The sequence below is a fragment of the Psychrobacter okhotskensis genome, assembly GCF_013248965.1.
GTDB lineage: Bacteria > Pseudomonadota > Gammaproteobacteria > Pseudomonadales > Moraxellaceae > Psychrobacter > Psychrobacter okhotskensis.
In genome coordinates, this window is record NZ_JABRVQ010000001.1 from 164,583 (window position 1) to 185,686 (window position 21,104).

The window sequence follows — 21,104 nt, forward strand, 5'->3', positions numbered from 1 at the left end:
TTTATAACCATTTTCAAGATGTGTTCGTTTACGTATTAAACATTGTATATGACCACCCATTATACTGAAAGAATGGGTGGAAGATTGACATCATCCTATAAAAACAGAGAGGCGGCCATGCAAGTTCATTCGTTCTTACATAGCGACACCGAGACTTATACCCATGTACTCGCAGACGTTCAGCAGCAGCTGTGCGCCATTATCGATCCGGTATTGGACTTTGACTCAAAGTCAGGACGTACGAGCACCAAGAGCGTAGACGAGGTCATTGAGTTTGTACGTGAGCACGGTTGGCAACTGCTGTATGTCATCGAAACCCATGCGCATGCCGATCATCTCTCAGCAGCTATCCATGTTAAAGAAAATCTCGGCGGAGAATTGGTCATCGGTCAACATATTACCGAAGTACAAAAAATATTTAAGCAAATTTTTAACTTTGATACTAGCTTTCGCACCGATGCCAGCCAATTCGATATTTTGACCGACGAAGGCGACACGTTAGCGCTTGGCGATATTACGATCACAGCCATGTATGTGCCCGGTCACACACGGGCGGATATGGCTTATCTGGCGGCTGACAAAGAAAAAACAGTGGTCTTCGTTGGCGATACCTTGTTCGCGCCTGACGTCGGTACAGCACGCTGCGACTTTCCCGGTGGCGATGCCAAAATGCTCTATCATTCTATTCAAAAGCTACTCGCGCTCGATGATAATACAGTCATCTATCTGTGTCATGACTACCCAGGCCAAGGACGCAAGCACTGTCCAACCACTACAGTAGCGGCGCAGAAGCTAGGAAATATTCATGTGAAAGATGGTATCAATGAGGCAGAGTTTGTGCAGATGCGTGAGCGCCGCGATGCAACTCTTGAGATGCCGCGTCTGATTATCCCGTCTGTCCAAGTTAATATCGATGCCGGACACTTTCCTGCACCGGAAGACAATGGCACGCGTTATTTGAAAGTACCGATCAATGTCCTTGGTGGATAAGCTAAATAGTGCTGCAATAAGTGATATTATCTGTGTCGATCCAGCGGTTCAGAGGCAACCAACTTGGGCAAATAGCTTATAGATAAAAATGCCAAAGTTGAATTTTTAAGACAATAAAACGATTAAAATAATTAGAAGAGGAGATATACAATGAGTGAGCAAAACTCGCACGTGGTATGCCCACATTGCCAAGCTACCAATCGCGTACCCGCTGCCAAGTTGGCGGCTGCTCCAAACTGCGGTAAATGTGGTCAGCCATTATTGACCGCTAGCCCGCATGAGCTAAACGGACAAAGTATTAATAAAGTTATTCAAAAAAATGAGCTATTGACTGTCGTAGACTTTTGGGCGAGCTGGTGTCAGCCTTGTATTATGATGGCACCGGAGTTCAAAGCCGCTGCTGGTCAGCTGCCGCAAGTAGTGTTTGCCAAAATCCAAACGGATAAATATGAGCAGGCGGCAGCGCCCTATAATATCCGTAGTCTACCGACGATGGTGGCCTTCAAAAACGGTAAAGAAGTGGCGCGTCAATCAGGGGCGCTTCCTAGCAATCAAATTGTCCAGTGGATAAGAAGCCTAAATTCTTAAGCATTGCTTAAGTTTTTACTCATAATGATTGGACACAAAAAAGCCAATACGCTATCAACGTATTGGCTTTTTTAATGCTGAAACAGTGGTATCTGCATACTATCAAAACGATAGCGAATAAGCATCAAGTGATTTTATTCACCATAAATCTTAACACCATTGACGAAGCTACAACGCTGAATACGGGCCGATTGGACAATCGCATCACGCTCACCATAAAGCCGTGATAGTTTGGCATCGCGGGCTTTGGTATTGTTGCTTTTGCCCACACCAAAACTGATATTCGGTGAGATGCCCCAGCGTCCTGCTGAAACTCCAACACCGACGCCTGACGCGGATAAGGTTGATTGCTCATTACGCGCGGCATCAACGTAACGATTGACGCGGGTGTACTCTTGGCTCAGTGCTTGGCAGTCATAGCTCTGATACGTACTTGGCGGCACATATTGCGGCGTGATATTACCAGTAGAGGCGCAGCCTGAGAGAGCCAACATACCGGCTGATGCCAAGAGTATCGCTATAGTAAGGTTTTTCATAATGGCTCCATAGGGCTAAGTAATGATAGGTGCAGTTGCTAAACTTTTAAGTCAAATAATCGTAATTGCTTTGCTAGGGCGTGTCTTCAATTTATCGATAGTCATCTAAATGGGCTAAATCTTGCCAAACATCGTCAAATAGCTGGTTAATATCTCGATATTATCTACGCTGTTTTTCTTGTTTGACGGCAATTTATCTCATTTTTATCACCATTTTTGCAATGAAGACACGCCCTAATAATTATTCGCTTGCAAATGATCCTTTTTAATAACGAACATGCCTTAAACAAGCATGCAAGGCATTGTATTTATTTAAGATAGCAAAAATAACGGGATTAAGATATTAAAAATATACGCCCTAGTAGCCGTTTATCTTGCAATCCCGCCATCACTTTATTCAAGCTCAGTCAGATATAGAGTGGCGATTAAAATAAATTATCAGGTTTGCTAAAGGCCAGTAATACAATGCCGATATAAGCCACGGCAGCGATAAGAATACCTATTTTGGTTTGCCCCGGTGTCGCGTGAGGATGAAAAGCTTTGATACTGGCGCTAATAGCCGCTACGAGTAGGATTATTTTGGCAAATACCCATTGTACTGGCGCATTGGCATTCATCAGTTGCATCAGCATCACGGCGCCTGACACGATGAGCAACGCATAGAGGACATGGGTGGCTATTTTGAACACGCGTGGCGCTCGTCGATTGGCGCTTAATGCCAGATAGCTTTGGTATAAAAATAGCACAATCACCAATACTGCCATGAGCATATGTAAATGTTTCATCGAGTGTCATTTCCTTTAACGGGGCAATTTGCAAGTTTGTAAAAAAGCACGCGATGTCAGCTGTTTAAGTGGCAAGCACATCGTGAGCAACGTGTTTCTAATAATTGTTATTTAACTTAAAAATTGGCTACAGCTTACCTAGCTTTTATTTTGTCCGGCACATAGCGGGCTATCAGGACTTTGACCTTGCCATTCGGTTGGCGTATAAGCATGAATCGCCAAGGCATGTACTTGACCACCCTGTGAGGTCAATAAGGCGTTAACCAAGCCATATATGAGCTGATGACGCGCGACCAAACGTTTGCCTTCAAAGGCATCGCTCACAATAGTCAGTTTAAAATGGCTCTCTTTACCCTCGAAATAACCTGCATGATTCATCGATTCATTGATTAATTCGATATGCTGCGGTTGTAAGCCCTGTAGCTCCTGATGGAGCGCGTCGGCAGTCGGTGAGTGGTTACTCATAAGAATCCTTTATTTTGTGAAGCTTAACAGTCTTTGAAGCAATATTTGAGACCGTATGATGACCATTATAGCAGACGCTGATAACTGTACAGAAAGCTATTAGACGGACCATAACACAGCCAATCGCTTTAAACTAATGCCGCCATTAAGTTGTCAGTCAAAAACCTAAAAAAGCAGAGTACAACCCATGGGCTGTACTCTGCTTTTGGTAAGCTATCAACCTCTATATAAGACATTGACAGCTGATAACTGACAGCCGATAACTACTAGCCAAAATAGCTATTAACGACGTGACTTTTGGTACAGTGGCATCACTTTAGGCATCAATGCTTGCAGTTGGCTAATGCGATTGCTACTGTTTGGGTGAGTGCTTAAGAATTGTGGTGGCTCGCCTTGACTGGCGCGCTGCATTTTTTGCCACAAGCTGATAGCTGCTTGCGGATTGTAGCCTGCACGTGCCATTAGCTCAAGACCGATTTGGTCCGCTTCCGCTTCTTGAGTACGACTGTGTGGACGACTCAAACCTAAATCCCCAGCGACGTTTGCTAGCTCAGCCTGACCTTGCGATAGCCCAAAGATACTCGCTGCGACGCCGATACCCGTCTGAGTAGCATACTCGCGTGACAGACGCTCACGTGAGTGCTCACGCAGGGCATGAGACATCTCATGACCCATAATCGCGGCAATCTCATCATCCGTCAGGTTTAGACGATCGATAATACCTGAGTAAAACATGATTTTACCGCCCGGCATGACAAAGGCGTTCAGCTCATTGGATTTAATGGTATGTACTTCCCATTTCCAATTAGCCGCATCAGGACGATATACACCCACTTGACCGATCAGACGGTTAGAGATGCTTTTTAAGCGATTGAGCTGCGCTTTATTGGTATCGAGCACGCCGCGCTTACTGGCCTCTTGCAAGTTTTTATTATAGCTTTGCGCTGATAGTTGCTGTACTTGTTCACTAGAGACCAAAAGTAGCTGTTGACGATCAACACCGACAGCACCAGTAGTGGTAGTGCTGGTACAGCCAGTCAAAGTAAGTGCCGACAATGACGCGGCCATCACGGTGGTGGTAAGTATTTTTTTCATAATAAACATCCTCGCTGTAAATGATAAAAAGTAAAGTTAAACAAAGTTAGTAGTAGCGGAGTAGTCCGGTAACAGCAGAGCGAATAGAAGGGCAGTTTATTATTGAAGTTTTACTACCGTCTACCAATCTACTTGATCAGTGAAATTTTACCCGAATGACAATAAGCCATAAGTATAATAATGTTAACAACCTAAAACCAAGGCAGAAAAAGTAACAATACAGCGTATGATTGTAAGTGGCAGTAATAAAGCGGTATTGATCAAATGAAATAGGTATCGACAAGAATGACGTCACTTTTATTCATTTTTCATCCTTTCATCTTTTTTCGTAAGACTATATAACAGCGGGTTGATAATGACTTGTTAATAGTCAGATTCGTGGCAGATAAAAAAACAAAGAGAAATAGTGGTTATTTTGCTATTATTTTATTAAATAATTTCAACAGTTCTGATGGCTGGATTGATTGTAAAATCAAACGTTTATGATAAGCGTGCATACAAATACAACCAAAAAACGCTGAGACTGAATAGAAATGTGAAAAAAGTGATTGACACACACAGAATATTTGCTAAAATAGCCAGCCTATCGAGACGTAGTAGTTAACAAGTTGTTAGCAACATTACGCTTTGATATTAAGCGGGAATAGCTCAGTGGTAGAGCATAACCTTGCCAAGGTTGGGGTCGAGAGTTCGAATCTCTTTTCCCGCTCCAAATATGGCTCGTTTAGAGCACTAAAGCCTCACTTCACAGTGAGGCTTTTTTTATGGGTAAAATTTGAGAGTGCTGTTAGGAGATGTTGAGCACTAAAGTTATTCCAGACCCTAATATCGATACATCACGCACTGCTGATTGTTTTTTCATAAAAAAAGCCGAGCAATTCGCTCAGCTTATCTTTAGAATCCAAACCTCAAACTGCTTACTTTTTCATAGACCATGCTACAGTTTTATTGCCGATCCAATTGACCCAGCTGACGGGGAAAAAGCGTAACTGCAGTCTAATTAAATTTGCCATGACACCTGGCACCACGAGGAACTCCCGTTTTTCTACGCCTTTTAGCATGGATTTGACCGCATCTTCAATTTTGAGCTCGCCTGCCAGCTTTTTCATACCGACGCCAGCTTCTGCCATGACACCGACTTCGGCTTGCGTGAGTGGTGTGTCTATCGGCGGCGGCGCAAAAACGGTGATGTCGATACCGAGTGGTTTCCATTCAAAGCTGATAGACTGCATCATGCCCCAGATAGCAAACTTGGAGGCGCTGTAAGAGCTGTAACCGTAGCTACCAGTAAACGATGCCATCGAAGCGGTCACCATTACTTGCTTGCCACGTGATAAGAACGGACGTATCGCTGCTAAGACGTTGCGCGTGCCAAATAGATTGATAGTCATGACACGCTCAAATTGCTCTTGACTCATGTCATCAAACGTCCAAGGACCTGTGATACCCACGAAATGCATCAAGATATCTGGCGCTAGCGTGTCGGCGGCAGTGGCCATTTGCTTGGTAGTCATCTCTGCATCAGTGACATCGAGCTTATAAGTTGCAATCGAGGCATCGTTTTTATTCATGGCTTGCAAGGCGGACACCGCCTTATCAAGCGACTGTACGTCGAACAATACTAGATTTGAACCTTGCTTGATTAGCTGCTTGGCGGTCTCAAAGCCGATGCCTGAAGCGGCACCAGTGATATAGACCGTTTTGTTTGTGAAGTAACCCATTAAGCGCTTTCCTTCTGTAATGAATTACTTCTTAAAGCCTCTGCCTGTAAGGTGCCGAACTTGGCTTCACCAATCAAATGGCTGACTTTATGACCGGGGATAAGCCAATAGGGAGTTGCTTCACTGCTTGAGGCACAGTTAGGAAAGTCGGGGTTTTTCGACGGACCCGCAATGGTTTTTTCGACGACCATAGAGATATATTGCTCATTACTGCCTTCTAAGGTGTTACCGTTTAAGATGACTTCCATACCAGTGCTTTTGGCATAATCACGGATAGCATTGACCTTTGAGTTCATAGGCGCATAAGCGTCTGCGCCGACGCCGTTTTCTGAAGTCACGCGTATGCCGTCTGGTACGCGCGCGACCAATGAATGGTTGCCTTCGGTATGACCGGGAGTATGCACCAGCGCCAAGCCTTCGCCCAGCTGAATGCTGCCAGTAAATTTAATGACTTTGGCAGGATCAACGCCGTCGATACCATTAGGGCAATACCACTCCGCCTGCACGGGCAGTAGGGCTGTGGCGCTAAGCCATTCTTTTTCGTGTACCAATAGCTTGGCATTGGGAAAGTAAGCGGGTCGGTCGGTCGTATCAGCCGTCGTGCCTAGCCATTGACGGACGTCTTGAGTATGCAAGTGATCGTAGCTGATGTAGTCAATATCTTCTGGGGCGAGACCCACTTCTGCTAGTGCCTGTGTGACGTCACGAGTGATGGGGGCGACCATGTTTTCGAGCGGTGACCAATTCGGCATCTTATTCGTTAGGCGTTTAAAAAAAGGCGTCTCACGGTCAGCATCGATGTCAGATGGCGAAAATAGCAAGGTCTTTAACTCGCCCAAAAAGTTACGGAACTGCACGATGAACAGACGATTGAGGATGTGAAGGTAGGGGAATTTATAAGTGCTCTGCGTATAGACGCCACTGTAGGCGTACCAAGTGGGATAGGGGACTCTAACCATGTCCGCACTTTGGTAAAACTGAACGCAGGGCTCATCGATAAAGCGCTCTCTAAATGCCAGTGCTTGCTTGCGGGCGATGTTGAGGCGCTCTTGTGGTAATGGACTTTGACGAATATCATCAAATTCGTGAATGGCTTTCATGCCGAGTGATGTTAAATCCATGTTGCATTTCCTTATGACCAATGGATAGGTTTCTGAAGATTATAGTAGCAACATTATTTTGTTCTTGATAGCAGTATTTAGAATACTGCTGGGTTTACCAAGTTTTATCAAGTAGGTTAATAAGGCATATTAAATAGTTCTATTGAGCGTATCAAAATTCATCCCAATAAGGGTTATCACCAAAACGTTCTGCAATAAATTCAATTAGATAGCGGCAGCGCTGTGATAAAAATCGGTTCTTTGGGTAAACGGCATAGGCATGGAGTGTGGGTAATTTATATTGCTTGAGAATAGGTACTAGCTCACCTTTGGCCAATCTTTTATAAGCGATAAAAGTCGGGATAAAAACGATACCGTGGCCTTTTACCGCCAAATCAACTAAGAACTCACCATTAGTCGCTTTGATCTTGGCATTAATAGTATGGTTATGTTTTTTTCCTGTCGCATCAGTCAGCTCGAGATTGCTGGTTTTACTAAGACCATACTGCAAAAACTCGTGTTCTTGTAGCTCTTCTAGTGTCTCAGGCATACCCATCTTTTCTAAATACTCAGGGCTGGCGCAGAGTGCATAACGAATCAGCGCCATACGCTTTGCTTGATAACTGGAGTCTTGTAGCTCCCTAATACGAATGGCCAACTCATATCCTTCTTCAATCAAGTCAACGTGTCGATCAGAAAAGTCTAATTCAAAGTTCAGGTTAGGATGCTGGTCGGCGTATTCTGCGATGACATCATTTAATTGCATCAGTCCAAATGACAAGGGCGCGGTCATTTTTAGCGTACCTTCAATACGCGTGGGGGCACCACTGGTTTGCTCATTGAGCGCATCCACCTCACTCAAGATATTGTTCACTTGCTGATAATATTGCTCACCAGCCTGCGTTAAGTTGGATTGGCGCGTGGTTCGGCTGATTAATTGGCTACCCAAACGTGTTTCCAAATCCTTTAAACGACGGCTGACGGCAGACTTGGCAATGTTTAGCTGTTCTGCAGCTTTAGTGATACTACCTGCTTCGACGATGCGTACAAACATCGCCATATCCTCTAGCTGTCCCATTATTGATGCCTCACAATTGTTATCAAAATCAGAACTCATATTTGTGATTATTGCCGTTTATCTAGGTTCAGTCAATATATACAATGGCGCTATTACTTAGTCAAACACTAACAAACACTTTACTGGAGAATACTTATGAACAATTTACAGAATCTTAGCGCACCAATTGGTCGCCTATTTTTATCGATGATTTTTATCTTTTCAGGCTTTGGTAAAATCTCAGGTTATGCAGCGACGCAAGGTTATATGGATTCGATGGGTGTGCCTGGTATGCTATTACCGCTAGTCATTGCGCTTGAATTGCTAGGTGGTATCGCTATTCTAATCGGCTTCAAAGCTCGTTTGTTTGCTGTCTTAATTGCAGGTTTCAGTATTTTATCAGCGTTTATGTTCCACCAATTTTGGTTGGATGAGTCACAAATGAACCCATTCATGAAAAACATTGCGATGGCTGGTGGTTTCCTAATGATATTTGCTCATGGTCCGGGGGCTTATTCAATTGATAATAGCCATACTCGCAAAACCTCAGTATAGTCATTGAAATTTCATCACAAAAAGGAGTCGCTATGAGCGCAGCAACGACCATTGCCTTAGTCATCGGTAGTTTGCGAGAAGAGTCGATTAACCGCAAGTTTGCAGAATATATTGTGTCGCAGTTGCCAGAAAGTGTCACGGTAAATGAAGTCAATATTGCAGACTTGCCCCTTTATAATCAAGACTATGATGACACAACGATTGAAAGCTATGAGCGGGTGCGTCAGCAAATTAAAGATGCTGATGCTGATGCCGTGTTGATGGTGACACCCGAGCACAACCGTACGATGCCAGCAGCGCTGAAAAATGTGATAGATATCGGTTCACGTCCGTATGGTAGTAGCGTCTGGACTGACAAAAAAGTCGCTGTGGTCACGGCTTCTCCAGGTACTTATGGTGGTAGAAGTAGTGGCCTTGATGTGCGCAAGAGTATGCAGATGCTATCCGCAAAAATGATGATTAGCCCTGAAGTTTACTTGAGTCATGCTACTGAAAGCCTTGATGAAGAGGGTGTCAGCAGTGAGCGCACGCAGAAGTTTTTGCAAAAATTTGCTAGTGAGCTGGCCAAATTTGCAGAAAACAGCGGTGTCTAATTCAGTACCTGACATCAGCGCCTCTAAGCATAGCGCGCACGGCAATAATCAACCAGCGCCGTTAAGTTTTTGGCAGCGTTATCAAGCGCCTGTTTTATTAACGCTGGTTGGCGGTGCTATTGATACGATTGGTTTTATCACCTTGTTCGGCTTTTTTACGGCCCATGTCACAGGTAACTTGGTGATGGCTGGTAGTGGATTGGTCAACGGTGAAGACGGGCTTTGGATCAAGCTTGCAGCTTTACCGTTGTTTATTTTGACGGTGATGGTAACCAAGGTATTTATCGATAAAAGTCATAAACCACAGTTGATGTTGAGCCATTTGTTTTTGGCAGAGGCGCTTTTCTTAACTGCATTTATGGTAGCCGGTCTATATTTCCAGCCTTTTACAGATGCTGGTGATATCACGGTTGCCATGACTGGCGGTTTAGGCTTGATTGCTTTGGCCATTCGCAATACAGCCAGTAAAACGGTGATCAAACATATGAGTCCGACGGTATTGATGACCGGCAACACCACACAGCTTGGTATCAATCTGACGGATTATTTGCGTAATCGAACGCCTGACAATGCCAAAAAACTGGTGAATAGCTCAGCGTTGGTATTGAGCTTTTTGCTGGGGGCGCTAGTGGGCGCGCTGTTATATCTCAAGTTGAGCTTTTGGGCCGTTGGCTTGTTCGTGCTACCCGTATTATATTTATCGGTTATGGCACGTGATAAAGACTTTTTAAGTCATATCGGTTAAGTGTTTTTACGCTATTAACAGTCGATCGCTGTTTGACTAATTGTTTTGAAGTCCATACCGTGCTAGCAGTATTGAAACTGTAAAAACAAAAAACGCCTTATCTAGCAGATAGGGCGTTTTTTGTTTTCAAGTTATAGTCAGTGAAAAGCAATATCGATATATCAGCAATACCGTCGCGCTTTTAAGATATTTTAACTATATATGGATTTCAGCATAGTAAACACTTAAGGCGTTGCGTTATGGAACACAGAGTTGTCTTGGTACTCTGGATGTTTATCAATATAAGCTTTTACATAAGGGCAAGTTGGTTTGACTCGTAGGTGCTTAGCCGCGGCATCGTCTAGGATAGTCTTGACTAAATAGCCTGCAATACCACGTCCGCCAAGCGCTTCTGGCACTTCAGTATGTTTATAATCAATGCCTTTTTCGCCTTGACTGGTAGTAAAAAACTCATAGTCTTCAAAGGCGATATGACCATCCACGTCAATTTCAAAACGTTGTTGTTCAGTGTTATCGACCACTTCATAATCCAATGGTTGCTTGGTTGACATACGTAAACTCCTTTGTATAGTAACGCTTATTTTTTTAGTGTTTTATTAATATTTTTGATTATCACTATTCAACAGACCCTAACGTTTCTGAGTCGCCCTCAATCATAGTAACAGTTAAAAATACTGTCTCTGTTATGATTATCTTACCTTATCTAAACCGCTTTATTGTTCTCTAAATTAGAATAGTCATTTGCGATTATCTTGGTTTATCTATGCTTAGACAACAATTATAATAGCTCCATTGTTTAAATACATTCACTAATAATAAATTTATAAACCTATTGATAACCAAGGATAACTTATGAAAACTATCTATCATGCAGCAGATTCTCGTGGCGACGCTAACCACGGTTGGCTAAAAAGCCGTCACACCTTTAGCTTCGCTAACTATCACAATCCAGAACGTATGGGCTTTGGTGCCTTGCGTGTGATTAACGATGACTTCGTTATCGGTGGTCAAGGCTTTGGCAAACACTCACACCGCGATATGGAAATTATCAGTATTCCATTGTCTGGCAAGCTTGGTCATGGTGACAACATCGGCAACAATGGCATTATTGAAACAGGTGAAATCCAAGTGATGTCGGCCGGTACTGGTATTACTCATAGTGAGATGAATGGGGATGACAAAGAAGACGTAAAATTCTTACAAATTTGGGTTATCCCAAACAAAATGAATGTTGAGCCTCGTTATCAGCAAGTACGCATGGATGAAATCATGCAGCCTAATGAGTTTAATCAAGTGCTATCACCAAATGCTGACGATGCGGGTGTCTGGATTCATCAGAATGCTTGGTTCAGCATGGGTGACTTTGATAAAAACGTGACGCAGACTTATGAGCTAAAAGACCCAAACAATGGCGTTTATATCTTTGTCATTAGCGGTAAAGTCGTCGTAAATGACAACACTTTGAATACTCGTGATGGTCTCGGTATCTGGGATACTAAGAACTTCACAATGGACGTCATCGATGACGCTAAAGTCCTATTGATGGAAGTACCTATGTAATTTTAGGCAACTTAGGTGGTTTCAGGTCGCCCTGAGTCTAGCTAAAAAAAACTAAATTGAATAACCAAGTACTACTGTGGTGGAACTTTGTTGCCGACAATAAAGCGGAAATTGAACAATCGATCATCGACTGGAACAATGGTCATGAACGCTTCGGTAATGTCGATTCTGATATGAAACGTCTACCGGCACCAGAACTACCAGAAGGTTTTAAAGGTTGAATTATGTAATAAAACTTATTTAATATTGACAACTATTAATTTTTTTTACAAAAAAGGAATAGGGATTTAATCCGTTGTTTCTTATAATAAAGCAGATTGGATTGGGGTATGATTGTTCACTAGCGCTCGTTAATGTGAATGCGACAATGTTAGTAAGTAATCACACCCATCTAACCTTTATCCTATTGGTCTCAATCAATTTATATAAACATCATGGAGAATGACTATGTCAGATTTACAGAAATTACATGAACTTGCTGAAAAGCGTCGTTCTATCTATGCGTTAAACGATCAATTACCAGTCGAAAAAGAAGAAGTGGTTAAATTGGTTGAGCATGCTATTTTACATACGCCCTCATCATTTAACTCACAATCAACGCGTATCGTTGTGTTGTTCGGTGACGATCACGAAAAACTTTGGGACATGACCGAAGAGACATTGCGTGATATCGTTGGTGACGATGAGAAGTTTGCCCCAACCAAGCAAAAAATCGGTGGCTTTAAAGCAGGCGCAGGTACGATTCTGTTCTTTGAAGATCAAACCGTGGTAAGAAACTTACAAGAAGCAGCGCCATTATACGCTGACAAATTCCCTATCTGGGCAGAGCACACCAGCGCAATGCATCAGTACGTTATCTGGACAGCGCTTGCTAGCATCAATGTCGGTGCGAACTTGCAGCATTATAATCCAGTAATCGATAACAAAGTTTCTAGCACTTGGAGTATTGACGACCATTGGGATCTAACGGCACAAATGGTATTCGGTGGTATCGAGCAGTCAGCAGGCGACAAAGAATTTATGCCTGTTGAAGCGCGTATGAAAGTATTTGGTTAAGCCATTGTATTTAGCTAAAATGTAGATAAATAAGAATAAAAAAGCGCCGCCCAACCATCCGTTGAGCGGCGCTTTTTCTGTTTGAAGATTATCAATTAATCGTCGTGCAAATGATTGATAACTACTAATGAGCTGCTACTTATACTTGCAGTGAATGACTATTTACGTCGCATCAGGCTGTTGGCGACCCACGCTGGACCAATTAATAAAAACTGTAAATCTTCAAAAAATGAGGGTTTTTTGCCTTCGATTTTATGACCGATAAACTGCCCAATCCATGCAACGATAAAGATAGCTGCCCAAATTTTAAAGCCTAAAGGGAATAACGTCATCACAGAAAGACAAATGAGAATAAACATGCTCATGGCCAAAAATAACGGTGTCGAGAGTTGCATATAAAACAGAAGCACTAAGGCGCTAAGCACTAGAGTAAACCAAACTGATAATGACATGCCCATTCCTAACAGGCTGACAAAAATAGTGGGGACACAGAGCCAATGGAGTTTTTTGTTCACTAGGTTTTGATGACTGACAGCATACTCACTGAGCCATTGCTCAAGGGTGCGTTTAGACATCTTCTTTTGATGAGTGCGAGACATACTAACCTTCGTGTTAGTAAATGGATGACTGGTAGTCGTTCAATGAATGAATCTAACGACGACTACCAGTTGTAGCACTAATCTGCGCAATCTACCATTTTATCTGGTAACCCGCGCAGTCGAGCCGCTTATGTTATCGAGTTTAAGCGGATCCATTTTATGCTAATAGTCGTTGCTCGCTGCGATACCATTCATAAAGACCAACGAAAGAGTTGACTTGGTAGATGATGGTTTGAATGGCAAAGATATAGTTGCCTGACATGAGGTTCACAATCAGCCAAACAAAATTCACGATAATCCATAGCCACCAGCTAAAAGAATAACGCAGAATCATTGCGGCTTGTGCAGTAATAGACAATACAAAAGCAATGACATTAATCCAAAAGAAGGAGATAAAGCCTAAGAATAGACTGTTATCATCCTCTACCACGGCATAGCCATAATTCGCCAGCAAATCATTGACGGTGGGGAAGAGTACCAAACCGATAACAATAAATGCAGCGGTAATCAACCAAACCACTTTGCTAGCAGATTTTGGGATCATGTCGCCATCAGGGTCAGTGTGCTTTGACCAATAAAAGATACCGTATACATGGGTAAAGAAGTTAAATAATGGTGCTAACATTAGGCCGACTGCCCCCGAAGTCGCTTGTACTACGACTTCGCCAGCGGTTGCGCCCATACCAAAACCATTGCCCATGACGTTTTTTCGGAACGACAGCGATACCACACAGATCAAACCGATAAATGAAACCGCCAAATAAAACCAATCAAGGGTGCGATGTTCGGTAGTGAGCCAAAACCCTGCTGATAAGGCAATAACGCCGCAAATAAACCACGTTATGATCCATTGTAGCGCCCATTTTCCAGTAATATTGTCTAATAGCTGAATGCGCATAACTGTTTTTTCCTAAAATAAATATGGCTATCAACAAGGTGCTGATAAAAGACGCTAGGGCACGCCCTAACAGCCGCAATGTTATTATAAATTCATGAATTTTTGGTATATTTTATTACTCTATGGTTTTTTACCATAAATATGCTGATCAATATATAGCAATGCTTGCTGGTAGCGCGCATCGTAATCAGGCTGCTCAACCATGTGCGGCTTAATATCATGACGGGCAAAAATATCGACGAGGCGCTGCTCAAAGCGTCCACGCGCCTCAGGCGTGCCTAATGAGCGCATGCCATCGTCCACCCACGGCGTATTATTATCTAGCATAATCGTATGATCTAAACGAAACTCATCGATGCAGGCGGCGACAAAAGGATGGCGGCGACCTTCGTACTCTTCACAAAATGCTTGAGTAGTCACAAAGTCGGTATCGACGATGGTGACAGGGGCCGTGGCCTCAGCCGCTGCTTCTCGTATGGCTTGCGCATGATTGAGAGAAATAGGGCCGTAATCGCTATACTGTAGCCCAGTCTCGCTGCCACCTAAGTCCGTGCCGACATACAATCTACCCATCTCAAGCGCAAAGCTGGCCCCATAATAATTGGCTAATTTGTGCACCAATGTCGTCTTGCCTGAGCTTTCACCGCCAACGATGGCAACGGTCTTGGTATAGTCGCCACGTGCTTGTGGATGCAGCGCTGACCAGTACGCCACAGGATTACGAGCGATAGCAAAAGAGTCAAACTCAGGCTGTAATGAGGTAGTGACTACTTGCATCTGCAGTTGCTCTTGGAGGTTGCTTGCTGCCAATGGGTGGTTGTCCGCCACGAATAATACCGTCTTTTCTGGTAGCGCTAATGCCTCTGCCAAACGTTGCAACTTGGCATTACTGACAGCTACATCAATATGAGCATCAGCGACATGCTCGTGCAATGGCAGCTCGATCTGATCAGTCGTATGGATATGAATAAATGGTAAGTCGGCGCAGGCCATTTGTAGCCAACGCGCTTTGTCTTGTAAGGTAATGGTAAAGTGTGGATGCGGTGATGGATGTGTCATGATGACGATATGCAAGGTCTTCGCTTGTCCTGCTGCTTCCAATATACTGCGCATCTGCCCCAAGTGTAGAGGCTCAAAATGCCCAATCATTAAACCCGTCTCGTACATAGCTGTCCTTATATATGTCTTATTTTGATTTTGTTATATTTTACTGATTATCTAATATGGGTCTGATGCGGCTTTATTAATTTATCAGCATGGTATAAAGGTTTGAACATAGTTACAGGTAGGTTATTGTAAACAGCCGTTTTATGCTTAGAAAAATACCATAAATCTACCAAATTTATCCTGCATGATTCAATGTTTTTCTGCTTTTATGGTTATGTTTACAATATGTCATAATTGATTGGAATATCAAAAGGTTAGAGTCGCTGTAGTAAAGCCGTAAGGTTATAGAAATAAACCTCACTCTGAAACATTTTGAAATATCTATTTAAAATCAGGGGTTTACGAGGCCTAATGACAGATTAGGGCAAGTTTAAGTAGCATAAACTCACAAAGTACGTCTACATACTCAACAGATAAAAATTTAAACATTGCTATAATTATTCATAAGTTGAGAACGCTAAGCATTTTTGAGAATAAGTGTTTTTAAGAAAATAAGTTTTTTTAACAATAAGTTCTCATATGAAACTAAAAATAAGTAAAAGATAAACTATATCAGAGAGGTATTTGATTTGGCTAAGTTAGCAAAATTACATCGCTCACAGAATAATCGCATGATAGCCGGTGTGATGGGCGGCATTGCAGAATATGTCGGCTGGTCACCTACTTGGGTCAGGTTGTTATTCGTCATTGTTTCTTCATTGAGTGCAGCTGTACCCGGTATTTTGATATACATTATCCTATGGATAATTATGCCAAAAGCCTCTAGCGAGTCGTACCAGTAATAGGTCTTTAACAAAGCAATCGTAAAATTATCAATGTAAATGTAATCAGTAATAGCGTTAAGAACAAAAAGGTTAATATCAAAGCTAGAGCCCATTAAAAACAAAAAGCCTGACCAATCAGGATACCAAAGACATACTTTTCCTCCTGCCCAAATGTTCACGCATTTGGGTATTTTTTTGCCATTTAAGGTTGGCTTCATCACCTCGTTAGTGATGTTTTTATTGCTCGATGAGCAAATATAGTGAGTGAAAAGTAATATCGATATATCAGCAATACTGTCGCGTTTTTAGTATATTTTGACTAGATGCAATATTTCTAGGTTGTTTCTTCAGTTGCCTGATAAATTTAGTTAATGTAAATATGGATAAAATAGTCATTTTTTAGTAAGGTGAGCAGGCGAATAGAGTCGTTGCCGAATAGGCTATACGAGTACTATCAATATTTTATTTCATAATACAAACTCCACAGTGGCTTTATGACGATGCCCCAAACTATGACAACTCAAACTATGACAACTGAAGCGAAAAACTCTCAACCGATGACTTTTCAAGATTTAATCCTAACCCTACAGAATTATTGGGCCGACAAGGGCTGTGTAATATTACAGCCTTATGATATGGAAGTCGGTGCGGGTACTTTTCACACTGCGACGTTTTTGCGCTCCTTAGGTCCTGAGCGTTGGAATGCTGCCTATGTACAGCCATCTCGCCGTCCTACGGATGGGCGCTATGGTGACAATCCAAATCGCTTGCAGCATTATTATCAATTTCAAGTAGTGCTCAAGCCGAATCCACCTAATATTCAAGAGCTATATTTGGACTCACTAAGAGCCATTGGTATCGATCCGTTGGTACATGATGTGCGTTTCGTCGAAGACAACTGGGAGTCGCCTACGCTAGGTGCGTGGGGACTTGGTTGGGAGATTTGGCTTAACGGTATGGAAGTGACCCAGTTTACCTACTTCCAGCAAGTGGGCGGCATTGAGTGTTTCCCAGTGACTGGCGAAATCACTTATGGTCTTGAACGCTTGGCGATGTATGTGCAAGGCGTTGATAGCGTTTACGATTTGGTTTGGGCAGATGGTGAATTTGGTCGTGTGACTTATGGCGATGTTTTTCATCAAAATGAAGTGGAACAGTCTACCTATAACTTTGAGCACGCTGATGTGCCAATGATGGGTCAGATGTTTGACTTTTATGAGCAGCAAGCAGATAAATTGGTTGCTGAAGGGTTGCCATTACCTGCCTATGAAATGGTATTAAAAGCATCACATGCTTTTAATTTACTGGATGCACGCGGTGCAATTTCGGTGACCGAACGTCAGCGCTTTATTCTGCGTGTACGTACATTGGCGCGTAAAGTTGCCATTGGTTATGTGGAAGCGCGTGCCAAGCTGGGCTTCCCATTAGCCGATGAGGCGCATCGTCAAGCGGCGCTCGATAAGTATTTGCCCAAAGAAGACGCTGCAACTGAAAGTGCAGAAAACAATCAAGCTACTGACAACAACCAAACTACTAATAAATAGGAGCATCCCATGAGTACTATTCTATTTGAACTGGGGTGTGAAGAGCTACCTCCAAAAAGCCTAAAACCTTTACGTGATGCGCTACAAGCCAGTGTCACCGAGCAGTTAAATGAAGCTGAAATTGGCTTCGATAATATTAAAGCCTTTGCCGCACCGCGTCGTTTGGCGCTTCAAATTGAGGGTATCAGCGACAAGCAACCGGATCGTAGCGAGCAAAAACGTGGTCCAGCGATTAAAGCCGCATTTGATGCTGATGGCAATCCAACGCGTGCGGCGATGGGTTTTGCTAAAGGCTTGGGTATTGAGGCCAGTGAGCTAATAACAATCAACACCGATAAAGGTGATTATGTCGGTTATGAGCAAACCATTCAGGGTCAAGCAACGACTGAATTGCTGCCATCCATTTTTCAGACGGCGCTGGATAATCTACCCATTGCTAAGCGTATGCGTTCAGGTGCAAGCCGCAATGAATTCGTGCGTCCCGTACAATGGGCGGTATTGATGCAGGATAGCACTGTCATTGATGCGACCATCCAAGGGCATCAGACCGGCACGCAAACCCGTGGTCATCGCTTCCACAGTCCTGATTATCACGATATTGGTCATGCCAATGACTATGAAGAATTACTAAGTGGTTTAAAAGTAGTTGCTGATTTTGATAAGCGTCAAATGCTCATCAAAAACCAAGTCAAAGCCTTGGCTGATGAAGTCAATTCTGATGCTATTGTGCCGCAAGACTTGTTAGATGAAGTGACTGCCTTGGTTGATTTTCCGATTGCCTTACGAGCAAGCTTTGAAGCACGCTTTTTACAAGTACCGCAAGAAGCGCTTATCTCGACCATGCAAGCGGATCAAAAGTATTTTTGCTTAACGGATAAAGCAGGCAAACTACAACCGTACTTTATTTTTATTACTAATATTGAGTCAAAAGACCCCAATCAAATTATTGAAGGTAATGAGAAAGTCGTGCGTCCACGCTTGGCCGATGCAGAATTTTTCTTCTTACAAGATCAAAAGCAGCCATTATTTGCGTTGACAGAGAGCCTGAAAAATCGTGTATTCCAAGACAAATTGGGTACGATTTGGGAAAAATCTGAGCGCATTGCCAAGCTTGCTGCATTTATCGCCGCCTTGATGCAACAGCAGGGTCAGCAGATTGATATCGATGAAACGGTACGTGCGGGCATTTTGTCCAAAGCCGATTTGGCAAGCTCATTGGTTGGGGAATATCCCGAATTGCAAGGTATCGCCGGTACCTATTATGCGCGTTTGAATGATGAGCCAGAAGCAGTCGCCGCAAGTTTAGAAGAGCAATATCTGCCCAAGTTCAGTGGTGATGTATTACCACAGACGCCAATTGGTATTTGCTTAGCACTAGCCGACCGTTTAGATACGCTCGTCGGTATTTTTGCCATTGACCAAGCACCGACGGGCTCAAAAGATCCGTTTAGCTTACGTCGCTCAGCGATTGGTATCTTGCGTATTTTGATTGAAAAGCAGTTACCGATTAATTTGGTAGCGCTCGTTGAGCAGGCGATTAAAGGTTATAGCACGAGCGATGCCAGCAAGATTGCCAAGATGGGCGATACCTTTACCCAAGTCATGGCGTTTCTAAATTCGCGCTATCGGGCGATGTATACCGAGCAAGGCGTTAGTGTCGATACCATTCAGGCAGTGCAAGCGATTAATCCGCATATGCCGCTTGATTTTGATCAGCGTATTCGGGCGGTACAAGCGTTTAGCGCATTACCACAAGCGTCGATGTTGGCTGATTCAAACAAACGTGTCGCCAATATTTTAGCCAAATCAGAAGTAAGTGTCGCCGACAATGTTGATGAAGCGTTATTGTCCGAGCCTGCCGAGCAAGCTTTGTACACGAGTGTGCTGCAAGCACAAACGGCAGTCACGCCAATGCTGGAGCAGGCTGACTATACGCAAGTATTGCAAACGCTCGTTAGTCTAGATGAGCCGTTGACGCAGTTCTTTGCTGATGTCATGGTCAATAGTGAAGATGCGGCGCTAAAGAACAATCGCTTGGCATTGCTTAAGCAAGTTCGTGCATTGTTCCTAACCGTCGCTGATATTAGTGAGCTGCAGCTATAGTTTGAAGACAATCTGAGTATCTATTCGTTCAGTATCTTCCGTATCTATGCGCTCAGCCTGCAGCGTTAAGTTTATAAAGTCTTAATCCATACTCTAAGGAGCAATGCTGTGTTCGCTGCTATTATGATGATAATTATTATCTGGATTGTGATGTGGGGCTTTTATAAGTTTATGTACCCGCGTGCGCCTAGAAGCATGATGCCAAAAGATGGTGATGTGACCACACCGCGTCACTGCGATTTTTGTGGTAACAGCTTGGCTGAATATCGCGGCGTCTTAGAAACTAAGCCGAACTTGGTGGCAAATAGTGAAAGTGCCAGTCATTTAAGTGACAGTAATTCAAGTGACAGCAATCCGCAAGTTAATAAAGAACTGTTCTTTTGCAACTACGAGCATCAAGCGGACTTTCATGCTGGCAAGGTTTATAGCTCTGCAGATTAACGCAGTGTTTACTGGTTATCGTCAAAAAATAAGCGCTTAGCTGTCATCAGCTAAGCGCTTGTCTTTTTAGAATGCTAATTTAATATCAGTACAAACTTACAAGATAGAGTGTGCATCTTTCATGATTTTATTGAGCAATGCTTCAGACTGTTTATCTCCTTGAATACGATCTTCATCGCTTCTTTGATAAGTATGAATTTTCTCGTATAAATTTAAGCAGCACAGTACTAGCAAGCTCTCTTGGCTTAGGCTTGGCGCATCGCGTTTTAGGTCGAGCGCATAATTATTGATATAAGAGACGGCTGAGTGTAGCTCTTCTTGCTCGTGCACTGGGCAATAGATGGGATAGGTCACCCCAGCAATCGCAATATCTACTTTTTTGATTTGTGGCTCAGGAGTGCTGTTTGTTTTAGGCGCAGGTTTAGCAGCGCCGCTCTGTGGAGCTGAAGTATTTGGCGCGATTCTTTGGGATTTAAGCCCATTGGTTGGTAGTTGGTTATTTTGTGATGGATTGTTTGGCGCTTGCTTGTTTAAAGGGTTGGTCTGGTCATCAGTCATGATAAATCCTACAATATGTGTCATTAAAGTGAGTAATATAAGAGATTATAAGTGTGAGTCTAGTGGCTTAATCAACGCTGTATTTTTAATAATGAAGGTACTTGATAACTAAAGCACTTAATAACTAAAGCACTTAATAACTAAAGCACTTGATAGCTAAGACAGTTGATAATAAAGGCACTTA

At 43.0% G+C, this 21,104-nt stretch carries 24 protein-coding genes and 1 tRNA gene; 13 read left to right on the forward strand and 12 right to left on the reverse strand.

Annotated features, from left to right (window positions below; all coding sequences use genetic code 11):
• Positions 1 to 117 precede the first annotated feature (117 nt).
• Together HQR03_RS00665 and trxA are read left to right on the forward strand one after the other, a co-directional pair.
• Positions 118 to 990, forward strand: coding sequence for an MBL fold metallo-hydrolase (locus HQR03_RS00665; RefSeq protein WP_173238888.1), 873 nt, complete (start codon positions 118 to 120; stop codon positions 988 to 990).
• A gap of 150 nt (positions 991 to 1,140) precedes the next feature.
• Positions 1,141 to 1,578: a thioredoxin gene (trxA, locus tag HQR03_RS00670; RefSeq protein WP_173238799.1), complete on the forward strand. Its 438-nt coding sequence runs from the start codon at positions 1,141 to 1,143 to the stop codon at positions 1,576 to 1,578.
• Between the two features lie 134 nt (positions 1,579 to 1,712).
• Here the strand turns inward: trxA and HQR03_RS00675 are convergent, their stop codons facing one another.
• From HQR03_RS00675 to HQR03_RS00690, 4 genes are all read right to left on the reverse strand, one after another.
• Positions 1,713 to 2,114 carry a hypothetical protein gene (locus HQR03_RS00675; protein ID WP_173238800.1) on the reverse strand — a complete coding sequence of 134 codons (402 nt, stop codon included), beginning with the start codon at positions 2,112 to 2,114 and terminating at the stop codon, positions 1,713 to 1,715.
• A 425-nt stretch (positions 2,115 to 2,539) separates the two neighbouring features.
• The gene (locus tag HQR03_RS00680; RefSeq protein ID WP_025652366.1) at positions 2,540 to 2,899 is read right to left on the reverse strand and encodes a SirB2 family protein; all 360 of its coding nucleotides are present in this window, start codon (positions 2,897 to 2,899) and stop codon (positions 2,540 to 2,542) included.
• A gap of 138 nt (positions 2,900 to 3,037) precedes the next feature.
• Complete coding sequence (locus tag HQR03_RS00685; protein ID WP_101212299.1) at positions 3,038 to 3,364, reverse strand: BolA family protein; 327 nt, start codon at positions 3,362 to 3,364, stop codon at positions 3,038 to 3,040.
• Positions 3,365 to 3,646: 282 nt separating this feature from the next.
• A complete protein-coding gene (locus HQR03_RS00690; protein ID WP_025652368.1) occupies positions 3,647 to 4,459 on the reverse strand; it encodes a M48 family metallopeptidase in 813 nt (270 codons plus the stop codon).
• Between the two features lie 637 nt (positions 4,460 to 5,096).
• Between HQR03_RS00690 and HQR03_RS00695 the strand changes: the two genes are divergently transcribed.
• Positions 5,097 to 5,171, forward strand: a tRNA-Gly gene (locus HQR03_RS00695).
• Positions 5,172 to 5,376: 205 nt separating this feature from the next.
• Here HQR03_RS00695 and HQR03_RS00700 read toward each other — a convergent pair.
• The 3 genes from HQR03_RS00700 to HQR03_RS00710 all read right to left on the reverse strand — a co-directional run bounded on the left by HQR03_RS00700 (position 5,377) and on the right by HQR03_RS00710 (position 8,358).
• A complete protein-coding gene (locus HQR03_RS00700; protein ID WP_173238801.1) occupies positions 5,377 to 6,180 on the reverse strand; it encodes an SDR family NAD(P)-dependent oxidoreductase in 804 nt (267 codons plus the stop codon).
• Complete coding sequence (locus HQR03_RS00705; protein WP_173238802.1) at positions 6,180 to 7,301, reverse strand: MBL fold metallo-hydrolase; 1,122 nt, start codon at positions 7,299 to 7,301, stop codon at positions 6,180 to 6,182. Before HQR03_RS00705 ends, HQR03_RS00700 begins: the two co-directional genes overlap by 1 nt.
• A 151-nt stretch (positions 7,302 to 7,452) precedes the next feature.
• A complete protein-coding gene (locus HQR03_RS00710; RefSeq protein WP_173238803.1) occupies positions 7,453 to 8,358 on the reverse strand; it encodes a LysR family transcriptional regulator in 906 nt (301 codons plus the stop codon).
• A 135-nt stretch (positions 8,359 to 8,493) separates the two neighbouring features.
• Here HQR03_RS00710 and HQR03_RS00715 point away from each other — a divergent pair, with 135 nt between their 5' ends.
• Genes HQR03_RS00715 through HQR03_RS00725 form a run of 3 tightly spaced genes read left to right on the forward strand, consistent with a single transcriptional unit; the run spans position 8,494 to position 10,230 of the window.
• The gene (locus HQR03_RS00715; RefSeq protein WP_025652372.1) at positions 8,494 to 8,892 is read left to right on the forward strand and encodes a DoxX family protein; all 399 of its coding nucleotides are present in this window, start codon (positions 8,494 to 8,496) and stop codon (positions 8,890 to 8,892) included.
• Positions 8,893 to 8,924: 32 nt separating this feature from the next.
• A complete protein-coding gene (locus tag HQR03_RS00720) occupies positions 8,925 to 9,485 on the forward strand; it encodes an NADPH-dependent FMN reductase (protein ID WP_173238804.1) in 561 nt (186 codons plus the stop codon).
• A gap of 13 nt (positions 9,486 to 9,498) precedes the next feature.
• Entirely contained in the window at positions 9,499 to 10,230 is a 732-nt protein-coding gene (locus HQR03_RS00725) for a YoaK family protein (protein ID WP_336217747.1), read from the forward strand.
• A 224-nt stretch (positions 10,231 to 10,454) separates the two neighbouring features.
• Here HQR03_RS00725 and HQR03_RS00730 read toward each other — a convergent pair whose 3' ends face one another.
• On the reverse strand, positions 10,455 to 10,781 hold the full coding sequence (locus tag HQR03_RS00730) for a GNAT family N-acetyltransferase (protein ID WP_025652375.1): 327 nt from the start codon (positions 10,779 to 10,781) through the stop codon (positions 10,455 to 10,457).
• 301 nt (positions 10,782 to 11,082) lie between these two features.
• Here HQR03_RS00730 and HQR03_RS00735 point away from each other — a divergent pair, with 301 nt between their 5' ends.
• The 3 genes from HQR03_RS00735 to HQR03_RS00745 all read left to right on the forward strand — a co-directional run bounded on the left by HQR03_RS00735 (position 11,083) and on the right by HQR03_RS00745 (position 12,846).
• Positions 11,083 to 11,790, forward strand: a complete 708-nt coding sequence (locus HQR03_RS00735; protein WP_101212313.1) for a pirin family protein — start codon at positions 11,083 to 11,085, stop codon at positions 11,788 to 11,790.
• Between the two features lie 56 nt (positions 11,791 to 11,846).
• Positions 11,847 to 12,011: a pirin-like C-terminal cupin domain-containing protein gene (locus tag HQR03_RS00740; protein WP_173238806.1), complete on the forward strand. Its 165-nt coding sequence runs from the start codon at positions 11,847 to 11,849 to the stop codon at positions 12,009 to 12,011.
• Between the two features lie 226 nt (positions 12,012 to 12,237).
• Positions 12,238 to 12,846, forward strand: a complete 609-nt coding sequence (locus HQR03_RS00745) for a nitroreductase family protein (protein WP_173238807.1) — start codon at positions 12,238 to 12,240, stop codon at positions 12,844 to 12,846.
• A gap of 158 nt (positions 12,847 to 13,004) precedes the next feature.
• On the opposite strand, the gene HQR03_RS00750 is transcribed toward HQR03_RS00745, so the two are convergent.
• From HQR03_RS00750 to nadR, 3 genes are all read right to left on the reverse strand, one after another.
• Positions 13,005 to 13,445, reverse strand: a complete 441-nt coding sequence (locus HQR03_RS00750) for an Mpo1 family 2-hydroxy fatty acid dioxygenase (RefSeq protein ID WP_173238808.1) — start codon at positions 13,443 to 13,445, stop codon at positions 13,005 to 13,007.
• Between the two features lie 157 nt (positions 13,446 to 13,602).
• Entirely contained in the window at positions 13,603 to 14,343 is a 741-nt protein-coding gene (pnuC, locus tag HQR03_RS00755) for a nicotinamide riboside transporter PnuC (protein ID WP_173238809.1), read from the reverse strand.
• A 120-nt stretch (positions 14,344 to 14,463) separates the two neighbouring features.
• Positions 14,464 to 15,510 carry a multifunctional transcriptional regulator/nicotinamide-nucleotide adenylyltransferase/ribosylnicotinamide kinase NadR gene (gene nadR / locus HQR03_RS00760; protein WP_173238810.1) on the reverse strand — a complete coding sequence of 349 codons (1,047 nt, stop codon included), beginning with the start codon at positions 15,508 to 15,510 and terminating at the stop codon, positions 14,464 to 14,466.
• A gap of 569 nt (positions 15,511 to 16,079) precedes the next feature.
• Here nadR and HQR03_RS00765 point away from each other — a divergent pair.
• The 4 genes from HQR03_RS00765 (at position 16,080) to HQR03_RS00780 (ending at position 20,362) form a co-directional block, all read left to right on the forward strand.
• Complete coding sequence (locus tag HQR03_RS00765) at positions 16,080 to 16,292, forward strand: PspC domain-containing protein (protein WP_101212324.1); 213 nt, start codon at positions 16,080 to 16,082, stop codon at positions 16,290 to 16,292.
• 539 nt (positions 16,293 to 16,831) lie between these two features.
• Entirely contained in the window at positions 16,832 to 17,818 is a 987-nt protein-coding gene (gene glyQ, locus HQR03_RS00770) for a glycine--tRNA ligase subunit alpha (RefSeq protein ID WP_025652383.1), read from the forward strand.
• A 9-nt stretch (positions 17,819 to 17,827) separates the two neighbouring features.
• Positions 17,828 to 19,921, forward strand: coding sequence for a glycine--tRNA ligase subunit beta (glyS, locus tag HQR03_RS00775; protein WP_173238811.1), 2,094 nt, complete (start codon positions 17,828 to 17,830; stop codon positions 19,919 to 19,921).
• A 108-nt stretch (positions 19,922 to 20,029) separates the two neighbouring features.
• The gene (locus tag HQR03_RS00780; RefSeq protein ID WP_336217744.1) at positions 20,030 to 20,362 is read left to right on the forward strand and encodes a hypothetical protein; all 333 of its coding nucleotides are present in this window, start codon (positions 20,030 to 20,032) and stop codon (positions 20,360 to 20,362) included.
• A gap of 96 nt (positions 20,363 to 20,458) precedes the next feature.
• Here the strand turns inward: HQR03_RS00780 and HQR03_RS00785 are convergent, their stop codons facing one another.
• Positions 20,459 to 20,920 carry a cell division protein ZapA gene (locus tag HQR03_RS00785; RefSeq protein ID WP_025652386.1) on the reverse strand — a complete coding sequence of 154 codons (462 nt, stop codon included), beginning with the start codon at positions 20,918 to 20,920 and terminating at the stop codon, positions 20,459 to 20,461.
• Positions 20,921 to 21,104: the final 184 nt, after the last annotated feature.